Raw genomic sequence first — 24139 nt, 5'->3', positions numbered from 1 at the left:
TCTCAACAGACCGCCGGCCGGCTCCCGCCACGCCGGTGCAGCAGCCGGTCCAGCAGCCGAGCCACCAGCGACTGGGCCGGCACGTGGCCCAGTTGCGCATCGCCCAGGGCGTGCACACGCAGCCAGCCCGCCTGCTCCACGCGGTAGGACTGGCCTTCGTCCAGCCACCGCCTGACCGGCACCCAACGCTCGGCCAGCCAGCGGGGCGCCTCCTCGATGCGCAGCGCGCCGCGCGTGGCCACCAATACGGTGCCGGCGTCCACCGGCAGGTGCAGGCACTCGCCAGCGGCAAGCGGCGTGGTGGTGTGGAGATGGGAAGTGGCGTTCATGGCAGGCTCCGGCAAGGAATCAAAACATGGGCAAATCGTAGGCAGCGCGTGCCTTGCGGAACAGGCACAGGCGCCGTCCATCTGAACCGGAACAGTCGCACCAATAAGCCATCTGTTATGGTCCTTCGCGCCGCCATCTGCATCTGTTCAGCCGCCGGGCTGCGTTGCAAGATCGCGCCGGAGTTCTACCGCGCCATGCCTTCCACGCCCCGCTACCGCCAGATCGCCGAGCACTACCTGCAGGCCATCCGTGCCGATGCGCTGCAGCCGGGCGACCGCCTGCCCTCGCTGCGCGAACTCATGCAGCTGCACGGCGTGAGCCTGTCGACCGCGCTGCAGGTCTGCCGCACCCTGGAGAGCGAGGGCTGGGCCGAGGCGCGCGAGCGCTCGGGCTACTTCGTGACGCGGCCCCGGCGCCTGAAGATCGTGCCCATGGACGAGCCGGCCACCGACCGCGCGCCGGACCCGGCGCAGTTCGTCGGCATCCACGAGAAGGTGTCGGCCTTCGTCACGCAGCGGCGTTCGCACGCGGTGCACCTGAACCTGTCGACGGCGCGCGGCGCGCCCGCGCTGTACCCGGCCGAGGCCATGCGCAACGCGGTCACGCGTGCGCTGCGCCAGCACCCCGAGCTGCTGACGCAGGCCACGCCCTCGCGCGAGCGCACGCCGTTCCGCGAGGCCGTGGCCCAGCGCGCCGTGCGCGTGGGCATGGCCTTGTCGCCCGAGGAGGTGCTGCCCACGCACGGCTGCATCGAGGCGCTGAACCTGGCGCTGCGCGCGGTGGCCCAGCCAGGCGACACGGTGGCCGTGGAGTCGCCCACGTTCTACGGCCTGCTGCAGGTGCTGGAGACGCTGGGCATGCGCGCGCTGGAGATCCCCACCAGCCCGCAGACCGGCCTGTCGATCGAGGCGCTGGAACTGGCCATCGCGGCCTACCGCGACATCAAGGCCGTGGTGGTGGTGCCGCACCTGCAGAACCCCTTGGGCAGCGTGATGCCGGACGCGCACAAGGCCCGGCTCGCGGCGCTGTGCGAGCAGCACGGCATCGCACTGGTCGAGGACGACACCTACAGCGAACTGCTGGACGCGCCGGCGCCGGCACGCGCGCTCAAGTCGTTCGACCGCAGCGGCAACATCATCCACTGCGCCTCGCTGCACAAGGTGCTGGCACCCGGGCTGCGGCTGGGCTGGATCAGCGCGGGCCGCTGGCAGGCGCGCGTGGAGATGCTCAAGTACGCGCAGTCGCGCAGCAACGAGGCGCTGGCGCAGTGGGCGGCCGGCGGCTTCATGGCCTCGAGCGCCTACGACCGGCACCTGAAGCAGCTGCGCGCCAGCCTGCGCACGCAGCGCGAGCGCACGGCCGAAGCGATCACGCAGCACTTTCCGCCCGGCACGCGGCTGAACCTGCCGCCCGGCGGGCTGCAGCTGTGGGTGGAGCTGCCCAGGCCGCTGTCGTCCGTGGCGGTGTTCGACGCGGCGCTGCGCGAGCACATCCTGGTGGCGCCCGGCACGCTGTTCTCCAACACCACGCGCTGCGACCACTACGTGCGCATCAACTGCGGCCTGCCGTGGACACCGGCACTGGAGGCGGGCCTGCGGCGCCTGGGCGAGATCGTCTGCGGCCTGCAGGAGCAGGAGCGGGCCGCAGCCTGAGAACGTGTGAGTGGGCAGACGCGGCCCTGTGCGCACAGCCGGGGTGGGCGGTGGCGGCACCAGGCGGTGGTGGCCCTGCGTCGGCCCCCGCACACCTGCTATCTTTGCCGGGATTCCATGTCCAGGGGCCAGCATGACAGCCGCACGCGACGCACCGCACCTCCAAGCTTCTCCGCCCGCCACACGCACCGCGCGCCTGCGCACCGTGCTGCTGCTGCTGCTGGTCGTGGCGCTGGCACCTGCGCTGGCGACGGCCGTGTTCGCGATCTGGAAGTCCGGAAATGCCCACCGCGAGGCCTCGACCATGCGCCTGGCCGACACCACGCGCACGCTGGCGCAATCGATCGAAGGTGACCTGGCCAACCGCGCCGCCTTGCTGCAGACCATGGCCCGTGGCCTCGAAGGCGGCGGCATCGCCCTGGAACAAGCCCGGCGCTGGGTCGACAGCAATGGCGCGGACCAAGGCCGGCTGGTGGTCTCCGCCGCCCGCGAAGCCGGCGCCGGCCAGCCACCCACCGTGCACAGCGACGAGCTGCCGCATGCGGTGGTGCGCGATGCACTGGAACGCAAGGGCGTGGTGCTGTCCAACCTGTTCACGCGCCCTGGCCATTCGGCGCCGGAAGTGGCGCTGTCGTTGGCGCTGAAGGCGTCCCGGCAGGAGCAGGCCGTGCTGTCGCTGGTGCTGCCTGCCGAGCACCTGATTCAGCTGGCGCCGCAGCGCAGCCGCAACGACGACAGCCTGCTGATCGCCGTCACCGACGGCAACGGACTGCTGGTCGCGCGCTCGCGCGACACCGAGCGCTTCGTCGGGCGGCCCGTGCCGAGCTGGGCGCGGCTCAAGGCCTTGAACGCTCCGCGGGGCCAGTTCCAGGCCGTGACCGCCGAAGGCGGCAGCGTGATCCTGACCTTCGAAACGCTGGCCTCCACGCCGGATTGGGTCGTCGTGATCGGCGAGCCCGTCAGCGTCTTCGACCGGGGCTGGCAACAGCCGCTCGTGCAACTGGCCACCGGCAGCGCCCTGGGCCTGCTGGCGGCGTTGCTGGCCGCCCTGTGGATCGCGCGCAGCATCACGCGGCCGGCGCGGGCGCTGGCGCGCAACGCACTGGCGGTGGCGCAGGCCGGTGGCGAGGCCGCGCCGCCGGCCCGCGAGGCACCGGCAACGGCTTCGGCCATCACCGAATTCGAGTCCATGCGCGTGAGCATCGAGGCGGCCCAGGCCGCGCTGCACGAACGCGCCGAGGCCGAGCGCCGCAACGCGCAGGCGCTGGCCATGAGCGAGCTGCGCTTTCGCACGCTGGCCCTCACCGGTGCGGTGGTGCTGTGGCGCGCCACGCCCCAGGGCGAGATGCTGGCGGCCGATGGCTGGGAGCTGCTGACCGGCGAGCCCGACGCGCAGGCGCTGGGCGACCTGTGGCGCAGCCGCCTGCATCCGGACGATCCACCGGTCATCGACGCGCTCAAGACCACCGTGTCCCAGGGGGCGCGGCAGGTCGATGCGGAGTTCCGCATCGCCGGCAAGGACGGGCAATGGGTCTGGGTGCGCATGCGTGGTGCAGCCGTCCCCGTGCCCGGCGGCGGCGTGCAGGAGTGGGTCGGCGTGCTGGAGGACGTCAGCGAACGGCACCGCGCGCAGGCGCGGATCGTGCACATGGCCCTGCACGACGCGCTGACCGGCCTGCCCAACCGCGTGGAATTCCGCAACCGGCTCGAAGCGGCCATCCGCCGCGCCGCGCGTGGCGACCCAGGCGCCGTGCTCTACATCGACCTGGACCGCTTCAAGGAGGTCAACGACACGCTGGGCCATCCGATCGGCGACGCGCTGCTGCGCGCCGTGACCGAACGCCTGGGCTCGCTGCTGCGCGAGCACGACACCGTCGCGCGGCTGGCCGGCGACGAGTTTGCGATCGTGCAATCACACGTGCGCCAGCCCAGCGACGCCGCCGATCTGGCCACGCGCGTGGTGCAGGCCCTGAGCGCGCCCTATGTCCTCGGCGACCACCAGGTGACCATCGGCGCCAGCGTCGGCATCATGCTGATCCTGGACGGCAGCCATGACGCCGAGCATCTGCTCAAGTACGCCGACATGGCGCTGTACAAGGCCAAGCAGGAAGGCCGTGGCCGCCACAGCTTCTTCGAGCCGGAGATGGACCAGCGCATGCAGGCGCGCCGGCGCAACGAGCTGGAACTGCGTGCGGCACTGGAGCAGCGCGACTTCGGCCTGAGCTACCAGCCGCTCGTGAACCCGATCAAGCGCCGCGTCAGCGGCCTGGCGGCGGCCCTGCACTGGCAGCACCCCGAACGCGGCCAGGTACCGGCCAGCGAGTTCTCGGCCCTGCTGGACGAACTCGGCCTGTCGGGCCGGATGGTGGAATGGATGCTGCAACGCGTCTGCGAGGACATGCGGCGCTGGCCTGGCTGCCCCAAGGTCGCGGTGGACATCTCCGCGGCGCTGCCGCGCCATGGTGCGGCGGTCGCCGGCTGGGTGGCCAGCGCGCTGCAGGACAGCGGCCTGGCGCCCGGGCGGCTCGAGCTGGAGGTGGACGAGCGGGCCCTGCTGGCGCACCCCGAGAACGCCAACCGCGCACTGCACGCCTGCAAGGCGCTGGGCGTGCGGCTGACCATGGCCAGCATCGGGTCGACGCATTCGGGTCTGGGCTACCTGCGCCGCTTTCCGTTCGACAAGGTCAAGATCGAACGCGCCATGCTGGGCGAAGGCGAGCCGGGCGCGCACGGCGACGCCATCGTGCGTGCGATGACGGTGCTGTGCGAGGAACTGGGCATCGTGGTCGGGGCCGACGGCATCGACACCGAGTCGCAGTTCGCCGCGCTGCAGGGCGGTGCCCACATGGAGGTGCAGGGCGCGCTGTTCGGCAGGCCCCGCGCCGTGGACGACCTGGTGTCGGTGTTCCGCGGCCTCTAGGGTCCGCGGCGCCCGGGCGCGCGCCGGCCGCCCCCGATCACTCGATCTTCGCGCCCGAAGCCTCGACGATGCCCTTCCACTTCTGGTAGTCGCTCCTGACCAGCGCGGAGAACTGCTCGGCCGTCATGCGCTGGACCTCGGCGCCCTGGGCCTGGACCGCGGCCACCATGTCGGGCATGGCCAGCAGCTTGTCGACCTCGTTGTGCACGGTGGCGACGATCTCCTTGGGCGTGGCCGCCGGCAGGAACAGGCCATACCAGGTGCTGACGTCGAAGTCCTTGTAGCCCAGCTCAGCCACGGTCGGGATCTCGGGCGCGGTGGAGCTGCGCTTGGCCGAGGTCACGGCCAGGGCCCGCAGCTTGCCGGACTTGAGCTGGCCGATGGCCGAGGGCAGCGAGGACACCATCAGGTCCACGTTGCCGGCCAGCACGTCCATCATGGCCGGGTTGGAGCCCTTGTACGGCACGTGGCGGATGTTGATGCCGGCCGCGGTCTTGAAGATCTCGCCGGCCAGATGGATGGTGGTGCCGTTGCCCGGCGAGCCGTAGGTGATGGTGTCCGGCGCATTGCGCGCCGCGGCCACCACGTCGCCCAGCGTCTTGAAACGCGAGGTGCTGGACGTCACGATCACCACCGGCGTGTAGGCGATGTGCGAGACCGCGACCAGGTCGCGCGTCGGGTCCCAGGGCAGGTTCTTGTACAGCCAGGGGCCGACGACCAGGTTGTCCTTCTGGCCCATGACCATGTCGTAGCCCGTGGGCGCGCCACGCACGGCCTCGCCGATGCCCACGGTGCCACCGGCACCGGCGCGGTTCTCGGCCACCACGGTCCACTTGGTGACCTCGGTCAGCTTGGCCGCCACCAGGCGCGACAGGATGTCGGTGCCGCCGCCGGGCGGGAACGGCACGATCAGGCGGATCGGCTTGCTCGGGTAGGCCTGCGCGAACGACAGGCCCGGCGCCAGCGCGCCGGCGGCCAGCGCGCTGCAGAAGGTACGGCGGAACATCGAAGTCTCCTTGTTGGTATCGGGCACCGGGCGAACGCTCAGACGTTGGTGATCGACACCGAACGCGTGTTCAGGTAGGCCTCCATGGCCTCCGGGCCGCCTTCGGAGCCGTAGCCCGAATCCTTGATGCCGCCGAACGGCAGCTCGGCCGAAGGCGTGGCGGGCTGGTTGACCCACAGCATGCCGACTTCCACGCGCTGCGACAGGATGTGCGCGTTCTTGAGCGAGCTGGTGAACGCGTAGCCGGCCAGGCCGAAGGACAGGCGGTTGGCCTCGCTGATGGCGTCCTCGATCTTGTCGAAGGGGCGGATCGCGGCCATGGGGCCGAAGGGCTCGTCGTTGAAGACCTTGGCCGACAGCGGCACGTCGTTCAGGATGGTGGGCTGCCAGAAGTTGCCGGCATCGCCGATGCGCTCGCCGCCGACCAGCAGCTTGGCGCCCTGCTTCACGGCGTCCTGCGTGAACTCGGCCATGGCCGTCAGGCGGCGCGGATTGGCCAGCGGGCCCATGGTCGTGCCTTCGGTCAGGCCGTCGCCGACCTTGAGGCCGCGTGCGTAGGCAGCCATCGTCTCGGCGAACTCCTTCTGCACGCTGCTGTGCACCAGGAAGCGCGTGGGCGAGATGCAGACCTGGCCTGCGTTGCGGAACCTGGCGGCACCGGCGGCCTTGACGGCCAGCTGGATGTCGGCGTCCTCGCAGACGATCACGGGGGCGTGGCCGCCCAGTTCCATGGTCACGCGCTTCATGTGCTGGCCCGCCAGGCCGGCCAGCATCTTGCCGACCGGGGTGGAGCCCGTGAACGTGACCTTGCGGATGATCGGGTGCGGGATCAGGTAGTTGGAGATCTCGGCCGGGTTGCCGTAGACCAGGCCGACCACACCGGCCGGCACGCCGGCGTCGGCGAAGGCCTTGATCAGCGCGGCGGGCGAGGCCGGGGTTTCTTCCGGCGCCTTGACCAGCATGGAGCAGCCGCTGGCCAGCGCGGCCGACAGCTTGCGCACCACCTGGTTGATCGGGAAGTTCCAGGGCGTGAACGCGGCGACGGGGCCGACCGGGTCCTTCACGACCAGCTGGCGCACGGCCAGGTTGCGCGAGGGCACGATGCGGCCGTACACGCGCATGCCTTCGTCGGCGAACCATTCGATGATGTCGGCCGAGGCCATGGCTTCGACCTTGGCTTCGGCCAGGGGCTTGCCGTTTTCCTGCGTCAGGATGGCGGCGATCTCGCCGGCGCGCTCGCGCATCAGCGCAGCGGCGCGGCGCATGGTCTTGGCGCGTTCGATGGCGGGCAGGTCGCGCCAGACTTCGAAGCCCTTTTGCGCAGCGGCCAGGGCGCGGTCCAGGTCGGGAATGCCGGCATGCGCGACGCGGCCGATTTCCTTGCCCGTGGCCGGGTTGAACACGGCCAGCGTGCGGCCGTCGGCGGCGTCCTGCCATTCACCGGCGATGAAGAGTTGGGTGCTGGGATAGGTCATGGCAAGCTCCTGGAGAGGTTGGACAAGGGCGTCGGAAGACGGAAAGCGGGCGATTGTCCATGGTTTCCAGGACGACCACGGCGGCGCCCGTGTACATCCCTGCCAGGCGAATTGGTGTGCCTTGCGGCTCAGGCGCGCAGGAACAAACGGCTGTCGTGCCCGCGCACGCGTGCCAGCCGGCGCATGAGCCGGTCGATGGCCACAGGGTCGGGATCGGCGTCGCACTGCAGCGCGAACAGCGTCTCGCGCAGGCGCCCGATCAACCGCGCCTGGCGCAGGCCGGGCGTGGGGCGGGATGCGGGCAGACGGTGTTCTGGCATGGACGGGCTCACCGATGGACGTTTGGCGGACAGCCAGCCCGCAAGACCCCATTGTCAAAACGAAGCTGCCAGTGCGCCGTCGGCCTGCAGCCAGCGGCCGTGTCGGCCATGGGACGACACCGCGCCCCAGCGACAATCCATGGCTTTCACCGCCGGAGACAGCCCCCATGCCCCATCTCGTCGTGCTCTACAGCCCCAATGTGGAACCGGCCACGGACATGGGCGCGCTGTGCCGCCAGCTCTCGGACACCATGCTGGCGCAGCGCGACGACGCCGGCAAACAGGTGTTCCCCACCGGCGGCACGCGCGTGCTGGCCTTCGCCGCGGCGCACTACGCCGTGGCCGACCACCAGGGCGACTACGCCTTCATCTACCTGAACCTGCGCATGGCCAGGGGCCGGCCCGCAGCGCTGCAGCAGCGCATCGGCGAGGCGCTGATCGCGGCCGTGCGCGAGCAGCTGGCGCCGGTCTTCGGCAGCCGCCACATCGGCGTGACACTGCAGATCGACGAAGGCCACGAGGTCTTCGACGCCAAGCACAGCAACCTGCACCCGCTGTTCGGCCCACCGGCCTGAGCCGCCGGCGCCAAGCGATGGCGCACTGCAACATACTAGAAAACACGGGGGTCGGCAGCACCGGCGCGCGCCCACAATGGCGCGCCCAGCGGCACGGATGCCGCGCACCATTTGTCCACCCGAGGAGCACAACCATGTCCATGAACCGCCGCCAACTGCTGCAGTCCGCCAGCGCCGGTGCCCTGCTGTCGACCATCGGCCAGCACGCCCTGGCCCAGGCCCATCCCGAACTGCTGCGCATCGTCACGGGCTTTGCGGCCGGCGGCACATCGGACACCATTTGCCGCCGCGTTGCCACCCAGCTGGCGCCCAGCTACGCCAAGACCGCCGTGGTGGAAAACCGCACCGGCGCGGGCGGCCAGATCGCGATCCAGTTCGTCAAGTCGGCCGCACCCGACGGCGCCACGCTGCTGCAGACGCCCACGTCCATGCTGACGATCTACCCGCACATCTACAAGAAGCTGGCGTACGACCCCAAGGCCGACCTGGCGCCCGTCTCGCTGGGCTGCGTGTTCGACTTCGGCCTGGCCGTGGGCCCGGCCGTGCCGGCCAGCATCAAGAGCGTGCCCGAGTTCCTGGCCTGGGCCAAGGCGAATCCGGCTGGCGCCAACTTCGGCTCGCCGGCGGCCGGCTCCACGCCACACTTCATCGGTGCGCTGCTGGGCAAGAGCGCGGGCGTGGACTTGAAGCACGCGGCCTACCGCGGCACCCAGCCGGCCATGCTGGACCTGCTGGGCGGCAACGTCTCGGCGGTGTCGGGCCCGGTCGGCGACCTCACGCAGCACCTGGCCAGCGGCAAGGTGCGCATCCTGGGCACCTCGGGCAGCAAACGCAACCGCTTCGCGCCCGACGTGCCGACCTACGAGGAGCAAGGCATCAAGGAAGGCACGCACAGCGAGTGGTTCGCCTTCTTCCTGCCGGCCAAGACGCCGGCCGACACCGTCACCCACCTGAACGCCGCGATGAAGACCGCGCTGGCCAACAAGGACGTGGTCGACGGCCTGGCCGGCTTCGGCCTGGAGGCCATGTCGTCCTCGCCGACCGAACTCGCCGACCTGGTGGCGCGCGACACCGCCAAGTGGGGCCCGATCGTGAAGGCCGTGGGCTTCACGGCCGAGGGCTGATGGCAGTGCAGTTCCAACGCGTCTGCGTGTTCGGCGCGGGCGCCATCGGCGGCTGGATCGGCGCGCGGCTGGCCCAGGCCGGCTGCGAACTCAGCGCGGTGGCCCGTGGCGACACGCTGGCCGCGCTGCAAGCCCATGGCCTGCGGCTGGACCAGGGCGGCCAGACGCTGACGGCGCCCGTGCGGGCCAGCGCCGATCCCACCGAACTGGGTGTGCAGGATCTCGTGCTGGTCGCGGTGAAGGCTCCGGCCATGGCCCAGGTGGCCGCGCGCATCGCGCCGCTGCTGGGGCCGCAGACCGTGGTGCTGACGGCCATGAACGGCGTGCCGTGGTGGTTCTTCCAGGGCTTCGGCGGCGACTACGCGGGCCGCAGCCTGGAGAGCGTGGATCCGGGTGGGCGCATCGCCGCAGCCATCCCGGCCGAGACGGTGCTGGGCTGCATCGTGCATGCCAGCTGCGCGCTGCACGGGCCGGGCTTCGTCAAGCACCATTTCGGCAACCAGCTGATCCTGGGCGAGCCGGCGGGTGGCGTCAGCGAGCGCGTGCAGGCCCTGGCCGCGCTGCTGGGCAAGGCTGGCATCGACACCCAGGTGTCCGCGCAGATCCAGAAGGACTGCTGGTACAAGCTCTGGGGCAACATGACCGTGAACCCGATCAGCGCGATCACGGGCGTGACCACCGACCAGATCATGGACGACGAGCTCGTGCGTGGCCTGGTCACCCAGGTCATGCTGGAGGCCAAGGAGATCGGCGCGCGCATCGGCATCCCGATCGCGCAGCGGCCCGAGGACCGCCACGCCGTCACACGCAAGCTCGGCGCGTTCAAGACCTCGATGCTGCAGGACGTGGAGGCCGGCCGGCCGGTGGAACTGGATGCGCTGGTCGGCGCGGTGCGCGAGCTGGGCCAGATCACGCAGACGCCGACCCCGTTCACCGACGCGCTGTTCGGCCTGGCCCGGCTGCATGCGCGGGCGCGCGGGCTGTACTGACTCAGCTGGCCGTGATGCCGGCCTTGCGCACCACCTCGCCCAGACGGCCCGTCTCGTCCGCGATGAAGGCCGCGAACTCCTTGCCGGGCAATGGCCGCGGGATGCAGCCGCTGTCGGCGATGCGCGCTGCGACGGCCGGGTCGCGCACAGCCGCCAGCACCTGCGCTTCCAGCAGCGCCTTGCGGGCCGGCGGCACGTGGGCCGGCAGCAGCAGGCCGAACCAGCCCACCGACACGAGGTCGGTTCCGGCCTCGCGCAGCGTGGGCACATGGGCGAAGGCCGGCACGCGCACGTCGCTGGTCACGGCCAGGGCCTTGACCTTGCCGCCGCGTGCCAGGCCGGCGGCGGCCGAGATGGTCTGGAACATCACGTCCACGCGGCCGGCCATGAGGTCGGTGTTGGCCGTGCCGGTCTCCTTGTAGGGCACGTGCACCATGTCGAGCCTGGCCGTGCTGCTGAACTGCGCGCCGGCCAGGTGCAGCGAGGTGCCGTTGCCGATCGACGCGAAGGTCGCGCCGCCGGGCTTCTTGCGCGCATAGGCGATGAACTCCTCGACCGTGTTGGCCGGCGAATCGGCCGGCACGATCATGAGGTTGGGCACGGTGGCGATCAGCGCGACGGGTTCGAAATCGCGGTCGGGATCGAACGGCAGCGTGCGGAACAGGAAGCGGTTGACGGCCAGCGGCACACCGGTCAGCAGCAGCGTGTAGCCCTCGCGGTCGCCCTGCGCCACGGCCTGCGTGCCGATGTTGCCGCCGGCGCCGGCCCGGTTGTCGACCAGCACCTGCTGGCCCAGCGACTGCGCCAGCTTCTCGCCCACGGTGCGGCCCAGGAAATCGGCCGCGCCCGCGGGCGGGAACGGCACCACCATGCGGATGGGGCGCGCCGGATAGGCGTCCTGTGCGTGCAGCCCGGTGGTGGCACCGGCCAGTGTGGCGGCAAGGAAGGTGCGGCGGTTGGAAACATTCATTGGCGGGGCCCTGCAGCGAGATCAACGAGGCCATGCCTGGCGCAAGAAGCGCGCCATACCACGCAATGGCCTCAAAGGCCTGCGCGCCACTGCGCCAGCAGCGCTGCCGAATCCATGACCAGCCCCAGGTGCAGCGAGACCATGCTGAGTGCTGCGGCCTCCAGGTGGTCGTCGGTGCCGCGCACGAGGTCGCGCAGCACGATCACGCGGTAGTTGTGGTTGTTGGCGTCGAAGGCGGTGTTCAGCACGCAGCAGTCGGTGAAACCGCCGTCCAGCACCACGGTGCTGATGCGCTGGTTGCGCAGCAGGAAATCCAGGTCCGTCGGGTAGAAGGCCGACAGCCGGCGCTTGTTCTCCACGCGCAGGTCCTGCGGCAGCACCTCGGTCACCCACTCGGTCCAGCGGCTGCCCTCGATGGCGTGCGCATCGACGTTCGGGATGGCGCCCACGTGCAGCGGGAAGGTGCGGCGCCAGGCCGCGGGAATGCCGGCCAGGTCGTCCGCACCGCCCGGGCGCAGCACCGACTTCACATGCACGATGGGCACGGCCAGCGCGCGCGCGGCGCGGTGGAAGACATCAATGGGCGCCACCACATCGCGCGCCCGCGGGGCCGGGCACGGGCAATCGGGGCTGTCCTCCAGGTGGCCGCGGTGCATGTCGATCGAGATGACCGCCGTGGTCGCCGGATCGAGGTAGTCGGCGAAGTACGAGGGTGCGACCTCGCGGGGCTTGTCATAGACATGGATCTGCATCAACGTTCCTCTCGCACATAGGGTTCGCCCAGGGCGCCGGGCTGGCTGCCACCGCCGCCGCGCTGGCCGATGGCCACCCAGACCATCACGCCCAGCGTGACCACATAGGGCGTCATGAGCACGAAGTACTGCGGCAGCTGCACGCCGGCCGCGGCCAGTTGCGGGATCAGCGCTTCGATGCAGCCGAACAGCACGGCGCCGGCCAGTGCCTTCCAGGGCGACCAGCGCGCGAAGATCACCAGGCCCACGGCGATCCAGCCGCGCCCGCCCGTCATGCCGGCGATCCACAGCTTGGTCGACAGCAGCGAGATGTAGGCCCCTGCCAGGCCGACCAGCGCGGCACCGGCCAGGATGGCCAGGAAGCGCATGCCGCCGACCGGGATGCCGGCCGCATCCGCGGCCTGCGGGTTCTCGCCGACGGCGCGCAGCTTCAGGCCCGTGGCCGAGCGGTTCAGGAACAGCACCACGGCAAGGAAAATGAATGGCGTGAGGAAGACCACCGGGTTCTGCTTGAACAGCCCGCCCACGACCGGCAGCGCCGACAGCGGCCACAGCGCCACCGCGCCCTGCGCTGTGACAGGCTGGTTCGTCCAGCCCAGCAGCGTGCCGAGCAGGCTGGACAGCCCCTGGCAGAAGAACACCAGCGCCAGCCCGGCGATGACCTGGTGGATGCGCAGCCACACCACCATGACGGCGAACAGCACGGAGACCAGGCTGGCGGCGCCCATGGCCAGCAGCAGCGAGATGCCGGTGGCGCCGAAGGCCAGCTGCGCGCCGATGGCGACTAGCGCGCCGACCAGCATCAGGCCTTCGGCGCCGAGGGCCAGCACGCCGGAGCGCTCGGTCAGGATCAGGCCCAGCGCGGCGAGCGCGTAGGGCACGGCGAAGTCGGGGACGCTGCCCAGCCAGTGGCCGATCAGTTCCATGCAAACGACTCCTCGGCCGAGCGAAGCGATGGCCCGAATGTGTCCCCGCTCCCGGGGCCCCTGTGCCCACGCCGAGGAGCGCAGTGGCCTGGGCGGCGCAAGGGCACCTTGCGCTTCAATAACTGACTCATTGCACTTGTTCGAGCTGAGTGAACGCAGTGAACGGTGCGCGTTGTGCAATGCGCCCAGGCCGCGAGCACCACAGGTTGCCCGGAGCGCAGCGGAGGGACGTGGGGACCGGGGTCGCCCTTTCTTTGGTTACTTTCTTTCGGCGAAACGAAAGAAAGTGACTGCGCTGCCGGGCGCACATCCCGGCCTCTGGTGCCAGCAAAAAACACTACGTCTGATCGAGGTGAGGAGGTGGGGACTTCATCCCCACACCCCGACCTACTTTTCTTGCTTCGCCAAGAAAAGTAGGCAAAAGAAGGCGACCCCGGTGCCCCTGTCCCTCCGCTGCGCTTCGGGCAACCTGCGGTGCTCGCGCCATGGGCTGCATTGCGCAACTCGCTTCGTTCACTGCGTTCACTTCGCTCAAACAAGCGCAATGAGTCAGTCAACGAAGCGCAAGGTGCCCTTGCGCAGCCCATGGCGCTGCGCTCCTCGGCAGGGGCACAGGGGAAACTCGCATCCGGGCCATCGCTGCGCTCGGCCTGGGGTTCGGGCCATCGCTGCGCTCGGCCGCATCTTTTTTGGAACTGGGTCATTGCATGCGCCGCAACCGGTGCCGGATGAAGAAGTCCGACGACGCCACGCTGATGACCACGATGGCCTGGATCAGCTGCACCATCGCGAACGGGATCTGGTAGAAGACCTGCAGGCTGCGGCCGGCCACGAACAGCGTGGCGATCAGCAGCGCCACCACCGTGGCCGCCACCGGGTGGTTGCGTGCCAGGAAGGCGATCAGGATGCCCGAGAAGCCGTAGCCATGGTGGAAGGCCTGCGTGAGCCGCCCTTCCTGCCCCGCCGCCACGAGAAAGCCCGCGACGCCGGCCAGCGCACCCGAGACCAGCACCGCCGCCAACACCATGCGCGCCACCGGCACGCCGGCCGCACCGGCCATGGTCGGGTTGGCGTGCACGAAGCGCAGGTACAGGCCGGCGCGGCTGGCGTTGACGAACCACCAGGCCAGCACCATGGCCGCCAGCGCCAGCGCCACGGCCGCGCCCGAGGGGCCGAAGAACTCGGGCAGCCGCTCGAACGCCCTGAACTGCGGCGAGTTCGGGAATGAACTCTGCGGGTCCTTCCAGGCGCCGTAGAGCAGGTGCAGCAGGAAGTTGCCGGCCACGTAGTTGAGCATCAGCGTGGCGATGATCTCGTTGACGCCTAGCCGCAGCTTGAGCAGCGCGGGCCCCAGCGCCCACAGCAGGCCGCAGCCGGCGGCCACGGCCATCATGAGCGGCAGGCGCAGCGCGGGCGGGCCGAGCTCGAAGATCGACACCGCGGTGGCGCCGATGGCGCCCCAGACCATCTGCCCCTCCAGCCCCAGGTTCCAGAAGCGCGCGCGGAACGCGATGGACGCCGCCAGGCCCACCATGATCATGGGCGAGGCCTGGAACAGCACGGCCTGCAGGCTTTGCGCGTCGAACACGGTGGCGACGATGAACTCCTGGAACAGCTCGCCGGCCGGCACGCCGGCCGCGACCAGGATGGCGCCCGAGATGGCCAGGCCGACCAGCACGGCCAGCGCCAGGACCAGTGCCTGCTGCTGCCAGGGCATCTGCTGGCGGATCTCCAGCGTGTAGCGGCGGCTGGCCAGCGGTTCGAACCGGCGCCGGGGCGCGGGGACGGCTGCGTCAATCATGGTGGGTCATGGCTTCGCCGACGGCCTGGCGGTCGGCAGGTGGATCGAACTGCGCGACGATGCGCCCGCGCGCCATCACGCCGATGCGGTCGGCCAGCGCCAGCACCTCGTCCAGGTCCTCGCTGATCAGCAGCACGGCGGCGCCCGCGTCGCGTGCGGCGCGCAGCCGGGCGTGCACCTGGGCGCTGGCGCGCACGTCCAGCCCGCGGCTGGGGCTGTGCGCGAGCACCAGCCGCGGGCTGCGGCTGAACTCGCGCGCGATCACGAGCTTCTGCGCATTGCCGCCGGACAGCAGCGCGGCCTTCTGCGCGACCGAGCGCACCCCCAGCACGTCGAAGGCGGCGACGGCCTCGCGCGCATCCGCCGCCATGCGGCGCTGGCGCAGCCAGGCGAAGGGTCCATAGCGGCCCGCCTGCACCTGGCCGATGCCGAAGTTCTCGGCCACCGACAAGCTGCCGGCCAGCGCGTGGCTGTAGCGGTCGGCCGGGATCGCGGCGATGCGCAGCGCGTGGCGTGCCGAGGGCGGCACCCGTGTGAGGTCCACCTCCTGCAGGCGCAGTTCGCCGGCGAGGCCCGTGGCCAGGCCCATGATGGCGCCGGCCAGTTCACCCTGGCCGTTGCCGCCGACACCGGCGATGCCGTAGATCTCGCCGGCGTGCACGGTGAGGTCCACGCCATCGAGCGCGCGCTGCGTTGCAGCGGCGGCCGTGGCCAGGCCGCGCGCCACGAGCATGGGCGCGCCGCGCGTGCGGGTGCCCGCCTGCGCGGCGGGTGCCGGCACGCCCTGGCCCACCGTCAGCCGCACGAGCTCGGCCACCGGCGTGGCGGCGGGGTCCACCGTGGCCACGGTGCGCCCGCCGCGCATCACGGTCACGCGGTCGGCGTAGGCTTTCACGTCGGCCATCTTGTGCGTGACCAGCACCACGGCCGCGCCCTGGCGCGACAGCGCGCGCACGGTGCCCAGGAGGTTCGCGGCCTCCTGGTCGGTCAGCACGGCCGTGGGCTCGTCCAGGATCAGGATGCGCGCGCCGGCCAGCAGCACCTTGAGGATCTCCACGCGCTGCTGCTCGGCGATGGACAGGCTGTCCACGCGCGCCTGCGGGTCGATGGCGAAGCCCAGCGCCAGCGCCTGCGCGCGGATGCGCTGCGCCACCTCGGCCAGCCGCCGGCGGTAGCCCTGCGGCGGGTCGGGCTCGGCCAGGCCCAGCAGGATGTTCTCGGCCACCGTGAACGGCCGCACCAGCTTGAAGTGCTGGTGCACCATGCCGATCCGGTGGCGCGCGGCATCGCGCGGGCCCTGCAGGCGCACGGGGTTGTCGTCGACCAGCAGCTCGCCCGCCTCGGGCCGGTACAGGCCCGCAGCGATGTTCATGAGCGAGGACTTTCCGGCACCGTTCTCGCCGAGCAGGGCGTGCACCTCGCCCCAGCGCACGGTGACGTGCGCGTCGTTCAGGGCGAGGAAGCCGTCGAAGCTCTTGCGGATGCCGGTCAGGGCAAGCGCATTGCTCATTTTTGGGTTGCGACGCCTTTGACGAACCAGTCCATCTTCCAGAGATCGGCGTCGGACAGCACGGCACCCGCGGCGACGCGTTCCTTGCCTTCGCGGTCGACCAGCGGGCCGGCGTAGATCTGCTTGCCCTTCATGAGCGCATCGCGCTCGGCCTGGATCACTTTCACCTTGTCGGCCGGCACGGCCGCGCCGAAGCCGGCGATGTCGGTGCCGCCCGCGCTCATGGGGATGAAGGCGCCGTACGGGGCCGGCTTCCAGCCGCCGGCGATGACCTTCCTGAGTTCGGTCACGAGGAACTTGTCCCAGACCCAGACCGAGGAGCACAGCGTGGCCTTGGGCGCGAACTGGCGCAGGTCGCGGTGGTGACCCGTGCCGTAGACGCCGCGCTCCTGCGCGACGATCTGCGGCGTGGGGCTGTCCACGTGCTGGCCGATCACGTCGGCGCCCTGGTCGATCAGCGCCGACGCCGCGGCGCGCTCCTTGACCGGGTCGTTCCAGGTGCCGGTGTAGATCACGTTGACGGTGGCGGCGGGGTTCATCTTCTGCGCGCCCAGCGCGAAGGCGTTGATGGTCCAGTTCACCACGCCGAAAGGGTTGGCCGCGACGAAGCCCAGCTTGCCGCTCTTGGAGGCCGCACCGGCCGCCATGCCGCACAGGTACTGGCTTTCGTAGGTGCGGCCGTAGAAGGACTCCAGGTTGGCGCCGTTGGTGGTGCCCGAGGCATTCAGGAAGGCCACCGTGGGGTGCTTGGCCGCGAGGTCCTTGAAGGCGTCGGAATGGCCGAAGGCCGTGCCGATCACGATGTTGGCGCCGCGCGAGATGAAGCGCTCGGCGGCCGGCTTGATGACCGAGGCGTCCTCGGTGATGTTCTCGACGAACTGGATCTTCTGGCCCAGCTCTTTCTCGATCTTCACGCGGGCCTCGTCGAAGGCCTGGGTCCAGCCGCCGTCGTTCTTGGGGCCGTAGTACAGCATGGCGATGACGGGCTTGCCCTTGAGCGTGAAGCCCTCCTGGGCAACCGCAACGGTGGGCACGGCGGCGACGGCCGCAAGGCCCAGCGCGGAGATGGAGAACAGGGTGCGCAGCATGGGAGAAGGTCCTTTCAGGACATCATGAAGTTGATACGGAACACATTGCCCTCGGGGTCGAGCAGCACGGCCTGGTACCAGTGGTAGTAGGTCACGTAGGGCGGCTTGACCAGCGTGGCGCCGGCCGCGACCGCGATGGGCACCATGCGGTCCACCTCGGCCTGGCTGTCCACGTCGATGTTGAGCAGGAACTTGATGCCGCGCGTGTCGGAGAACGCGGAGAGCTGCAGCAGCTCGTAGGCGTCCAGCGCGTTGAAGCCGAGGCTGGACTTGCCCGTGTCCAGGCCGCGGAAGATCGGCGAGCGGATGGCCTCGATCTCGGGAAAGCCGAACACGCGCTGGTAGAAGCCGCTCAGCGCGACCACGTCCTTGGCGAAGACGTTCACATACGACAGGTGGGCCGTCATGCCGCTGCCTTGGTGCCGCCGAAAGTGGTCTGCTTGACGAACTTGGACGTGAGGTGGTCGCCCGAGGTCACCGGCGCGTACTTGGCCACAGCGCCTTCGGCGAGGCAGCTCGGCAGGCACTCGACCACCGCGTCGTAGTTGGGCTGGTGGAAGAACACCAGCGACTGGCGGCGGGTGTTCTTCATGCTGTCGTCGAACGGCGGGTTGACCACGCGGTGCAGCGTGGAGATCCATTCGTCGTTGGTCCACTGCATCATGAGGTCGGCGATGTTGACGACCAGGCTGTCCGGCACCTGCGGCACGTCGACCCACTGGCCGGCCTTGTTGAAGACCTGCAGGCCCGGGCCGTCGGGCAGCACGACGGTGAGGCTGCCGTAGTCGCTGTGCGCGCCGGCGCGCATCTGGCCCGGCAGTGGCGGCTCGGTCTGCGCCGGGTAGCTCAGCACGCGGAACATGCTGATGTGCTTGTCGATCTTGTCGTCGAAGAAGGTCTCGGGCAGCTGCAGGCCGACCGCGAACATGCACATGAGTTCGCGCGCGAGCCCGCTCATCGCGGCGAAGTAGTCCTCGTACGCGGCCTGGAAGCCGGGCACGCCCACGGGCCACTGGTTGGGCTCGAAGTGCGCGCCGGCCGCGGGGCCGCGGTGGTAGTCGTCGTCGGGCACGCCGCTGGGGCCGATCGAGAACGACTCCTTGAGGTCGCCCGGCGCGGCCTCTTCCAGGCTGTAGGAGAGCCCCTCCTCGCCCACTGCGCTGTAGCCACGCACGGCGTCGTCGCGCGGGCGGTCGACCCGGCGCTTGTCCGCCAGCGGCAGCGCGAAGAAGGCGCGCGAGGCCTCGGACACGCGGCGGATCAGCGCCGGGTCGATCTGGTGGTGGGTGATGACCAGGAAGCCGATGCCGCGGCAGGCCGCGTCGACGGCGCGGGCCACGGCAGCCTTGCCCTCGGGCGTGCCCGAGAACCAGGGTTGCAGGTCGATCACGGGAACATTCAGCGTGGGCATGGGGGCTCCGGAAAAACGTGCGATCCGGTGCCGCTTGCAACGTCCATGCCAATTGGACCAGTTGGACAAATCGGGCTCTGCGGCCCATTGCGCGCCGCGCCCGCGCTGGGCTGGTGCGCGGGCGCGCCGCGCTGGTGCGGAGGGCGCGCATGCTTCATGCATGATCGGTGCCCAGAGAGATTCCTCCATGCCCGCATCCCCCGCACGCAAGACCAGCAGCACGCCCCGCAAGAAGACCGGCACAAGCGCAGCGCCAGTGGCCACCCAGCGCGTGGCGCGCAAGCTGCTGCAGCCCGCCACCAAGCAGCGCGGCCGCAAGATCGAGGACAAGCGCAGCGTGATCCTCTCCGCCGCGCTGAGCCTGTTCTCGCGCTTCGGCCTGCACGGCACCACGGTCGACCAGGTGGCGGCGCGCGCCGAGGTCTCCAAGAGCAACCTGCTCTACCACTTCGCCAACAAGGAAGAGCTCTACGTCTCGGTGCTGCGCGAGCTGCTGCAGGTCTGGCTGGAGCCCTTGCGCGGCTTTGCCGCCGAGCAGGACCCGCGCACGGCGATCGCCGGCTACATCCGCAACAAGCTGGCGCTCTCGCGCGACCGGCCCGATGCCTCGCGCCTGTTCTGCCTGGAGATGGTGCAGGGCGCGCCGCTGCTGCGCGACGAGCTCGCGCGCGAGCTGCGCGACCTGGTGGAGCGCAAGTCCGAGGTGATCCGTGCCTGGGTGGCCGACGGCCGGCTCGCGCCGGTGCAGCCGCACCACCTGGTGTTCGCGCTGTGGGCCGTGACCCAGCACTACGCCGACTTCGCGGTGCAGGTCGAGGCGCTGACCGGCCGCACGCTGACCGATGCCGACTTCTTCGAAGAGACCGTGCGCAACCTGCAGGCCATCGTGCTCGATGGCATTGCGCGCACGCCCACTGCGGCCTGAAGCGTCTCAGGCCGCCAGCAGGTCGTGGTAGCGGCGGTCGAAGTAGACCAGGCCCTGCGCCTTGTCGGCGCTGCGGATGGCGACGGCCTCGCAGAACAGCACGTCGTGCGTGCCGACCGCGGTGCTGCGCACCACGCGGCAGTCGAAGGATACGGCCGCGGCCTCCAGCACCGGCGCCCCCGTGACCAAGGCGCTCCAGCGGCTGGCCGCGAAGCGCTCGTCCATCGGCGTCTTGCCGCCGAACAGCGCCGACAGCGCCTGCTGGCCCGCCGCGAGCACGTTCACGCACAGCACGCCATTGGCCTGGAACGCGGCATGGACCGAGGCCTTGCGGTTCAGGCAGACCAGCAGCGTGGGCGGCTCGTCAGTCACGCTGCAGACGGCCGAGGCCGTGAAGCCGGCGCGGCCGCCAGGACCGTCGCTCGTGATGATGTTGACGGCGGCACCCAGGCGCGCCATCGCGTCGCGGTAGTCGCTGCGGGGCAAGGGACTCGGGTCTGGCTGCATGGCCGTTCCTTCAGGCGAGTTGGCAGGCTTCTTCGAAGTCCAGCCGCGGCAGGCGGCCGAACAGCTTGCTGGCGTCGCCATGCCCCAGGTTGACCAGGAAGTTGGTGGTCCAGGTCGTGCCGGCGAAGAACGCGGCGTCCACCTTGGGTTTGTCGAAGCCGGACATGGGGCCGGCGTCCAGCCCCAACGCACGCGCGGCCAGGATCAGGTAGCCGGCCTGCAGCGAGGCGTTGCGGAACGCGGTCTCGTGCGCGGCGGCCGGGCTGCCCGTGAACCAGCTCTTCGCATCGGCATGCGGGAACAGGCGCGGCAGCTGCTCGTAGAAGGCCGTGTCCCAGGCCGCGACCACAGTGACGGGCGCGGCCATGGTTTTGTCCAGGTTGCCCTTGGACAGCGCGGGCGCCAGCTTCGCCTTGCCCTCGGGCGTGCGCACGAAGACAAAGCGCGCGGGCGAGCAGTTGGCAGAGGTCGGCCCCATGCGCACGAGGTCGTAGAGCTGGCGCAGCAGCGCGTCGGGGACGGGTTCATCGGTCCAGCCGTTGTGCGTGCGGGCGTCGAGGAACAGCGCGGCCAGGGCGGCCGCATCGAGGGGGTGGGTCATGGTGTGGTGTGCTGCGCCAGGAAGGTCAGCAGCGCGGTGTTGAAGGCCTCGGATTGGGTCACGCTGTGCGCGTGGCCGCCGTGCGGCAGGCGGTGCAGTTCGGCGCGCGGCAGGCCCTCGGCCAGGCGCTGCGAGCAGGTCCAGGGCACGAGCGCGTCGTCCTGCGCCGCGCTGACCCAGACCGGTACGCCGATGCGCGCGAGCTGCGCGTCGACGTCGAAGGCGCGCAGCGCGGCGATGCGCGCACGCATGGTGTCGGCGCCCGGGAAATGGGCGACGGCATGGTCGACCTCGGCCTGCACGCGCGCGGGGTGCGCGGCGCACCAGTCGGCCGGGTACAGGAAGATGGGCTGGGCCTCGCAGTAGGCGCGCGCGCCGCCGGCGGCCAGCAGCGCGAGCCGCGCGTCGAAGCAGCGCGCCGAATGCGGGTTGGGCTGCGACCAGGCGTTGACGAGCGCCAGGCTGGCCACGCGGCTGGGCGCGTCCAGCGCCAGTTGCAGGCCGACCAGGCCACCCAGCGCGTGGCCGACCAGGTGGCAGCGTTCGGTCTGCGTCGCGTCCAGCAGTTCGCGCACGTCCTCGGCCATGTGGGCGATGCTGTAGGGCGTGGGCAGCGTGCCGCCGGTGCGCCCGGTGCCACGCTGGTCGTAGGCGATCACGCGCCAGCCGGCCGCGACCAGGGCCTCGGTCTGCGGCTTCCAGAAGGCGGCGGCGCCGCCCAGGCCGGAAGACAGCAGCACGGTCGGCGCACCGGCCGGGCCGTGGATGTCGTGCGCGACGACGGGCATCGCGCTCAGCCCTTGTTACCGACGTGGGCGACCGTCGCGATCTCGACCAGCGCGTCCGGCTTCACGAGGCCGCACTGGATGCAGTAGCGCGCCGGCTTGCTGCCCGGGAAGAACTCGGCGTAGACGGTGTTGATGGCGCCGTAGTTGGCCCAGTCGGTCAGGAAGATGTGGTTCATGGTCACGTCGGCCATGGTGCCGCCGGCGGCCTCGACCACGCCCTGGATGATCGTCAGCACATGGCGCGTCTGCGCGGCCGCGTCGCCGACGTGGACCACGTTGTTCTGCTTGTCGAAGGGCAGCGTGCCGGAGACGTAGAGCACACCGTCGGCCAGCGTGCCGGGCACGTAGGGGGCGAGAGGCACGCCGGTGCCGGGGGGAATCACTGCGGTTTGGGGCATGGAAAAGCTCCTGTGGAAATAAGGGATCAGCCGGCCAGGGTCGCGCAGAACGCATCGACGCCCGCGACCCAGCCGAAGAAGGTCTGCACGTTGTAGACCACGCCCTGCTGGATCTCGGCCGAGCCCAATTGGTGCGTGGCCTCTTCCAGCAGCACGGCGAAATACTCGAGGTGGAAGGCGTCGCGCAACGTGGACTCCACGCAGACGTTGGTGGCGATGCCCGTGAAGGCCAGGTTGCGGATGCCGCGGGCGCGCAGGGTGCTGTCCAGCTGGCTGTTGAAGAAGCCGCTGTAGCGCGTCTTGGGCACCACGATGTCGCCGGGTGCGGGTTGCAGCGCATCCACGAGTTCGTAGTCCCAGCCGCCCTTGGCCAGGAACCTGCCGGCCAGCTCGGGTTTGGCGCGCATGGTCTTGAGCGCGTTGGACTTGTACCAGTTGGGCGAGCCCGGGCCGCCGGCTTCCACGTACTGCGCATCCCAGCCGTTCTGCAGGAACACCACCAGCACGCCGGCCTGGCGTGCGGCTTCGATGCAGCGCGCGATGCTGGCGATGGTGCCCTGCGCGCCCGCGATGTCGAAGCCGGCCGAGTCCACGTAGCCGCCCAGCGAGGCGTAGGCGTTCTGCATGTCCACCACGATGAGCGCGGTGTTGGACGGCTGCAGCAACAGCGGCTCGGGCCGCGCCGGCAGCACCAGCGCGGGCGGCGCACCGGCCGGCGCGGGAATGCCCACCGGCGTGGTCGAGCTCAGGGTCTGGTTGGTCTTCATGCGGCTTCCTTGAGCGGGGCGACACGGGTGGGCACGGGGCTGTCCACGTCGGCGCGGCTGGTCATCAAGGGCTGGATGTGCTCGCCGAAGTCGTGCACGCCCTGCACGAAGTCGTCGAAGGTCAGCAGCACGCCCTCGGTGCCGGGCACGGTGGCCACCTCGTCCAGCATGCGCGCCACGCTGGCGAAGGAGCCCACCAGCGTGCCCATGTTGATGTTGACGGCCGAGGTCGGGTCGGCCATCTGGCGCACGTTGGTGTCGGCGCCGCTCTTGGTGTCGGCCGCGCCCTGTTCGCCCAGCCAGGCGATGGCCTCCTGGTCGGCACCGGCCTTGTAGTGCTCCCACTTCGCACGCGCGGCCTCGTCGGTCTCGGCGGCGATGACCATCATCAGCACGTAGGTGGTGACGCTGCGCCCGGTCTGGGCCGTGGCGGCGATCAGCTTGTCGGCCGCGGGCTTAAAGGCCGTGGGCGTGTTGACGCCCTTGCCGAAGCAGAAGTTGTAGTCGGCGTACTGGGCCGAGAAGGCCATGCCGGCGTCGCTCTGGCCGGCGCAGATGACCTTCATGGCGGCCTGCGGGCGCGGGCTCAGGCGGCAGTCGTCCATCTGGAAGTGCGCGCCCTTGAAGTCGGACTTGCCGGTGCCCCAGAGCTCGCGCAGCACCTGGATGTACTCGGACAGGTACTGGTAGCGCGTGCCGAAGAACTGGTCGCCGGGCCACATGCCCATCTGCGCGTACTCGGGCCGCTGCCAGCCCGTCACGAGGTTCAGGCCAAAGCGGCCACCCGAGATGGAATCGATGGTGGAGGCCATGCGCGCCACGATGGCCGGCGGCATCACGAGCGAGGCCGAGGTGGCGAACAGCTTGATCTTGCTGGTGACGGCGGCCAGGCCGGCCATCAGCGTGAACGACTCCAGGTTGTGGTCCCAGAACTCGGTCTTGCCGCCGAAGCCGCGCAGCTTGATCATGGACAGCGCGAAGTCCATGCCGTAGCGCTCGGCCGAGAGCGTGATCTGCTTGTTGAGTTCGAACGATGGCTGGTACTGCGGAGCGTTCTCCGACAGCAGCCAGCCGTTGTTGCCGATGGGGATGAAGACGCCGACTTTCATGGGTTGCCTCGCGAGGTGTTGGCACGCGGACCACCCTGGCCCGCGTCACCCACCGCTCCATGCAGCGTTCATGCCAGTCCGTTTATCTCCATCGATTCAACAACTTACGAAAATCTCCGCCAGCCATTTTGACCAAATGGTCCAATTTGGCGCAGACCGGCGGCGCCGGCATCTCAAGCTGGTGCATGGCGTGCG

At 70.3% G+C, this 24139-nt stretch carries 24 protein-coding genes; 6 read left to right on the top strand and 18 right to left on the bottom strand.

The annotated features are described in order from the left end of the window. Window positions 1-2: 2 nt before the first annotated feature. Window positions 3-329: a hypothetical protein gene (locus ACSQ4M_RS05880; RefSeq protein ID WP_436188662.1), complete on the bottom strand. Its 327-nt coding sequence runs from the start codon at window positions 327-329 to the stop codon at window positions 3-5. Window positions 330-524: 195 nt separating this feature from the next. Between ACSQ4M_RS05880 and ACSQ4M_RS05875 the strand changes: the two genes are divergently transcribed. Continuing rightward, the gene (locus tag ACSQ4M_RS05875) at window positions 525-1982 is read left to right on the top strand and encodes a PLP-dependent aminotransferase family protein (protein ID WP_436188661.1); all 1458 of its coding nucleotides are present in this window, start codon (window positions 525-527) and stop codon (window positions 1980-1982) included. 133 nt (window positions 1983-2115) lie between these two features. Then, complete coding sequence (locus tag ACSQ4M_RS05870) at window positions 2116-4902, top strand: bifunctional diguanylate cyclase/phosphodiesterase (RefSeq protein ID WP_436188660.1); 2787 nt, start codon at window positions 2116-2118, stop codon at window positions 4900-4902. 37 nt (window positions 4903-4939) lie between these two features. Here ACSQ4M_RS05870 and ACSQ4M_RS05865 read toward each other — a convergent pair whose 3' ends face one another. From ACSQ4M_RS05865 to ACSQ4M_RS05855, 3 genes are all read right to left on the bottom strand, one after another. After that, the gene (locus tag ACSQ4M_RS05865; RefSeq protein WP_436188659.1) at window positions 4940-5908 is read right to left on the bottom strand and encodes a Bug family tripartite tricarboxylate transporter substrate binding protein; all 969 of its coding nucleotides are present in this window, start codon (window positions 5906-5908) and stop codon (window positions 4940-4942) included. Window positions 5909-5946: 38 nt separating this feature from the next. Next, window positions 5947-7383 carry an NAD-dependent succinate-semialdehyde dehydrogenase gene (locus ACSQ4M_RS05860; protein WP_436188658.1) on the bottom strand — a complete coding sequence of 479 codons (1437 nt, stop codon included), beginning with the start codon at window positions 7381-7383 and terminating at the stop codon, window positions 5947-5949. Window positions 7384-7511: 128 nt separating this feature from the next. Beyond that, complete coding sequence (locus ACSQ4M_RS05855) at window positions 7512-7703, bottom strand: hypothetical protein (RefSeq protein WP_436188657.1); 192 nt, start codon at window positions 7701-7703, stop codon at window positions 7512-7514. A 167-nt stretch (window positions 7704-7870) separates the two neighbouring features. Here ACSQ4M_RS05855 and ACSQ4M_RS05850 point away from each other — a divergent pair, with 167 nt between their 5' ends. From ACSQ4M_RS05850 to ACSQ4M_RS05840, 3 genes are all read left to right on the top strand, one after another. Next, window positions 7871-8278 (top strand): 5-carboxymethyl-2-hydroxymuconate Delta-isomerase, encoded by a 408-nt coding sequence (locus ACSQ4M_RS05850; RefSeq protein WP_056671185.1) that lies wholly within the window; start codon window positions 7871-7873, stop codon window positions 8276-8278. Window positions 8279-8412: 134 nt separating this feature from the next. Next, entirely contained in the window at window positions 8413-9402 is a 990-nt protein-coding gene (locus ACSQ4M_RS05845) for a Bug family tripartite tricarboxylate transporter substrate binding protein (protein ID WP_436188656.1), read from the top strand. Further along, on the top strand, window positions 9402-10391 hold the full coding sequence (locus ACSQ4M_RS05840) for a 2-dehydropantoate 2-reductase (RefSeq protein WP_436188655.1): 990 nt from the start codon (window positions 9402-9404) through the stop codon (window positions 10389-10391). Before ACSQ4M_RS05845 ends, ACSQ4M_RS05840 begins: the two co-directional genes overlap by 1 nt. Before the next feature lies 1 nt (window position 10392). Here the strand turns inward: ACSQ4M_RS05840 and ACSQ4M_RS05835 are convergent, their stop codons facing one another. From ACSQ4M_RS05835 to ACSQ4M_RS05800, 8 genes are all read right to left on the bottom strand, one after another. After that, complete coding sequence (locus ACSQ4M_RS05835; RefSeq protein ID WP_436188654.1) at window positions 10393-11361, bottom strand: Bug family tripartite tricarboxylate transporter substrate binding protein; 969 nt, start codon at window positions 11359-11361, stop codon at window positions 10393-10395. 71 nt (window positions 11362-11432) lie between these two features. Continuing rightward, on the bottom strand, window positions 11433-12113 hold the full coding sequence (locus tag ACSQ4M_RS05830; RefSeq protein ID WP_436188653.1) for a cysteine hydrolase family protein: 681 nt from the start codon (window positions 12111-12113) through the stop codon (window positions 11433-11435). After that, window positions 12113-13039, bottom strand: a complete 927-nt coding sequence (locus ACSQ4M_RS05825; RefSeq protein WP_436188652.1) for an ABC transporter permease — start codon at window positions 13037-13039, stop codon at window positions 12113-12115. The genes ACSQ4M_RS05830 and ACSQ4M_RS05825 overlap by 1 nt, the downstream gene beginning before the upstream one ends. A 700-nt stretch (window positions 13040-13739) precedes the next feature. After that, the gene (locus ACSQ4M_RS05820; RefSeq protein WP_436188651.1) at window positions 13740-14840 is read right to left on the bottom strand and encodes an ABC transporter permease; all 1101 of its coding nucleotides are present in this window, start codon (window positions 14838-14840) and stop codon (window positions 13740-13742) included. Continuing rightward, window positions 14833-16350: an ABC transporter ATP-binding protein gene (locus ACSQ4M_RS05815; RefSeq protein ID WP_436188650.1), complete on the bottom strand. Its 1518-nt coding sequence runs from the start codon at window positions 16348-16350 to the stop codon at window positions 14833-14835. The genes ACSQ4M_RS05820 and ACSQ4M_RS05815 overlap by 8 nt, the downstream gene beginning before the upstream one ends. Then, on the bottom strand, window positions 16347-17438 hold the full coding sequence (locus ACSQ4M_RS05810) for a BMP family ABC transporter substrate-binding protein (protein WP_436188649.1): 1092 nt from the start codon (window positions 17436-17438) through the stop codon (window positions 16347-16349). The genes ACSQ4M_RS05815 and ACSQ4M_RS05810 overlap by 4 nt, the downstream gene beginning before the upstream one ends. Before the next feature lie 14 nt (window positions 17439-17452). Further along, window positions 17453-17845, bottom strand: a complete 393-nt coding sequence (locus ACSQ4M_RS05805) for a VOC family protein (protein WP_436188648.1) — start codon at window positions 17843-17845, stop codon at window positions 17453-17455. Further along, window positions 17842-18849, bottom strand: a complete 1008-nt coding sequence (locus tag ACSQ4M_RS05800; RefSeq protein WP_436188647.1) for an isopenicillin N synthase family dioxygenase — start codon at window positions 18847-18849, stop codon at window positions 17842-17844. The genes ACSQ4M_RS05805 and ACSQ4M_RS05800 overlap by 4 nt, the downstream gene beginning before the upstream one ends. 187 nt (window positions 18850-19036) lie before the next feature. Between ACSQ4M_RS05800 and rutR the strand changes: the two genes are divergently transcribed. Next, window positions 19037-19774: an HTH-type transcriptional regulator RutR gene (gene rutR / locus ACSQ4M_RS05795; RefSeq protein WP_436188646.1), complete on the top strand. Its 738-nt coding sequence runs from the start codon at window positions 19037-19039 to the stop codon at window positions 19772-19774. A 6-nt stretch (window positions 19775-19780) separates the two neighbouring features. Here rutR and rutF read toward each other — a convergent pair whose 3' ends face one another. The 6 genes from rutF to rutA are packed head-to-tail and all read right to left on the bottom strand — an operon-like array spanning window position 19781 to window position 23944. Beyond that, complete coding sequence (gene rutF, locus ACSQ4M_RS05790; protein WP_436188645.1) at window positions 19781-20281, bottom strand: NADH-dependent FMN reductase RutF; 501 nt, start codon at window positions 20279-20281, stop codon at window positions 19781-19783. A gap of 10 nt (window positions 20282-20291) precedes the next feature. Beyond that, window positions 20292-20882 (bottom strand): malonic semialdehyde reductase, encoded by a 591-nt coding sequence (locus tag ACSQ4M_RS05785; protein WP_436188644.1) that lies wholly within the window; start codon window positions 20880-20882, stop codon window positions 20292-20294. Next, window positions 20879-21670 (bottom strand): pyrimidine utilization protein D, encoded by a 792-nt coding sequence (rutD, locus tag ACSQ4M_RS05780; RefSeq protein WP_436188643.1) that lies wholly within the window; start codon window positions 21668-21670, stop codon window positions 20879-20881. The genes ACSQ4M_RS05785 and rutD overlap by 4 nt, the downstream gene beginning before the upstream one ends. 5 nt (window positions 21671-21675) lie before the next feature. Continuing rightward, window positions 21676-22068 carry a pyrimidine utilization protein C gene (rutC, locus tag ACSQ4M_RS05775; RefSeq protein WP_436188642.1) on the bottom strand — a complete coding sequence of 131 codons (393 nt, stop codon included), beginning with the start codon at window positions 22066-22068 and terminating at the stop codon, window positions 21676-21678. 26 nt (window positions 22069-22094) lie between these two features. After that, the gene (gene rutB / locus ACSQ4M_RS05770) at window positions 22095-22835 is read right to left on the bottom strand and encodes a pyrimidine utilization protein B (RefSeq protein ID WP_436188641.1); all 741 of its coding nucleotides are present in this window, start codon (window positions 22833-22835) and stop codon (window positions 22095-22097) included. Further along, window positions 22832-23944 (bottom strand): pyrimidine utilization protein A, encoded by a 1113-nt coding sequence (gene rutA, locus ACSQ4M_RS05765; protein WP_436188640.1) that lies wholly within the window; start codon window positions 23942-23944, stop codon window positions 22832-22834. Before rutA ends, rutB begins: the two co-directional genes overlap by 4 nt. Window positions 23945-24139: the final 195 nt, after the last annotated feature.

The organism is Pseudorhodoferax sp. LjRoot39 (genome assembly GCF_964253035.1).
Taxonomy (GTDB): Bacteria; Pseudomonadota; Gammaproteobacteria; order Burkholderiales; family Burkholderiaceae_C; genus Pseudorhodoferax.
The sequence above is the reverse complement of the archived record's forward strand: the minus strand, read 5'-3'. Positions and strand labels throughout refer to the sequence as shown.

Bases quoted from the DNA above. Each gene is read 5' to 3' on its own strand.
- ACSQ4M_RS05835 (WP_436188654.1), bottom strand. From the start codon at position 11,361: ATGAATGTTTCCAACCGCCGCACCTTCCTTGCCGCCACACTGGCCGGT.
- rutF (WP_436188645.1), bottom strand. From the start codon at position 20,281: ATGCAGCCAGACCCGAGTCCCTTGCCCCGCAGCGACTACCGCGACGCG.
- ACSQ4M_RS05815 (WP_436188650.1), bottom strand. From the start codon at position 16,350: ATGAGCAATGCGCTTGCCCTGACCGGCATCCGCAAGAGCTTCGACGGC.
- ACSQ4M_RS05865 (WP_436188659.1), bottom strand. From the start codon at position 5,908: ATGTTCCGCCGTACCTTCTGCAGCGCGCTGGCCGCCGGCGCGCTGGCG.
- ACSQ4M_RS05800 (WP_436188647.1), bottom strand. From the start codon at position 18,849: ATGCCCACGCTGAATGTTCCCGTGATCGACCTGCAACCCTGGTTCTCG.
- ACSQ4M_RS05830 (WP_436188653.1), bottom strand. From the start codon at position 12,113: ATGCAGATCCATGTCTATGACAAGCCCCGCGAGGTCGCACCCTCGTAC.
- ACSQ4M_RS05805 (WP_436188648.1), bottom strand. From the start codon at position 17,845: ATGACGGCCCACCTGTCGTATGTGAACGTCTTCGCCAAGGACGTGGTC.
- ACSQ4M_RS05825 (WP_436188652.1), bottom strand. From the start codon at position 13,039: ATGGAACTGATCGGCCACTGGCTGGGCAGCGTCCCCGACTTCGCCGTG.
- ACSQ4M_RS05810 (WP_436188649.1), bottom strand. From the start codon at position 17,438: ATGCTGCGCACCCTGTTCTCCATCTCCGCGCTGGGCCTTGCGGCCGTC.
- ACSQ4M_RS05875 (WP_436188661.1), top strand. From the start codon at position 525: ATGCCTTCCACGCCCCGCTACCGCCAGATCGCCGAGCACTACCTGCAG.
- ACSQ4M_RS05860 (WP_436188658.1), bottom strand. From the start codon at position 7,383: ATGACCTATCCCAGCACCCAACTCTTCATCGCCGGTGAATGGCAGGAC.
- rutD (WP_436188643.1), bottom strand. From the start codon at position 21,670: ATGCCCGTCGTCGCGCACGACATCCACGGCCCGGCCGGTGCGCCGACC.
- ACSQ4M_RS05845 (WP_436188656.1), top strand. From the start codon at position 8,413: ATGTCCATGAACCGCCGCCAACTGCTGCAGTCCGCCAGCGCCGGTGCC.
- ACSQ4M_RS05855 (WP_436188657.1), bottom strand. From the start codon at position 7,703: ATGCCAGAACACCGTCTGCCCGCATCCCGCCCCACGCCCGGCCTGCGC.
- rutR (WP_436188646.1), top strand. From the start codon at position 19,037: ATGCCCGCATCCCCCGCACGCAAGACCAGCAGCACGCCCCGCAAGAAG.
- ACSQ4M_RS05850 (WP_056671185.1), top strand. From the start codon at position 7,871: ATGCCCCATCTCGTCGTGCTCTACAGCCCCAATGTGGAACCGGCCACG.
- ACSQ4M_RS05840 (WP_436188655.1), top strand. From the start codon at position 9,402: ATGGCAGTGCAGTTCCAACGCGTCTGCGTGTTCGGCGCGGGCGCCATC.
- rutC (WP_436188642.1), bottom strand. From the start codon at position 22,068: ATGCCCCAAACCGCAGTGATTCCCCCCGGCACCGGCGTGCCTCTCGCC.
- ACSQ4M_RS05785 (WP_436188644.1), bottom strand. From the start codon at position 20,882: ATGACCCACCCCCTCGATGCGGCCGCCCTGGCCGCGCTGTTCCTCGAC.
- ACSQ4M_RS05870 (WP_436188660.1), top strand. From the start codon at position 2,116: ATGACAGCCGCACGCGACGCACCGCACCTCCAAGCTTCTCCGCCCGCC.
- ACSQ4M_RS05880 (WP_436188662.1), bottom strand. From the start codon at position 329: ATGAACGCCACTTCCCATCTCCACACCACCACGCCGCTTGCCGCTGGC.
- rutB (WP_436188641.1), bottom strand. From the start codon at position 22,835: ATGAAGACCAACCAGACCCTGAGCTCGACCACGCCGGTGGGCATTCCC.
- rutA (WP_436188640.1), bottom strand. From the start codon at position 23,944: ATGAAAGTCGGCGTCTTCATCCCCATCGGCAACAACGGCTGGCTGCTG.
- ACSQ4M_RS05820 (WP_436188651.1), bottom strand. From the start codon at position 14,840: ATGATTGACGCAGCCGTCCCCGCGCCCCGGCGCCGGTTCGAACCGCTG.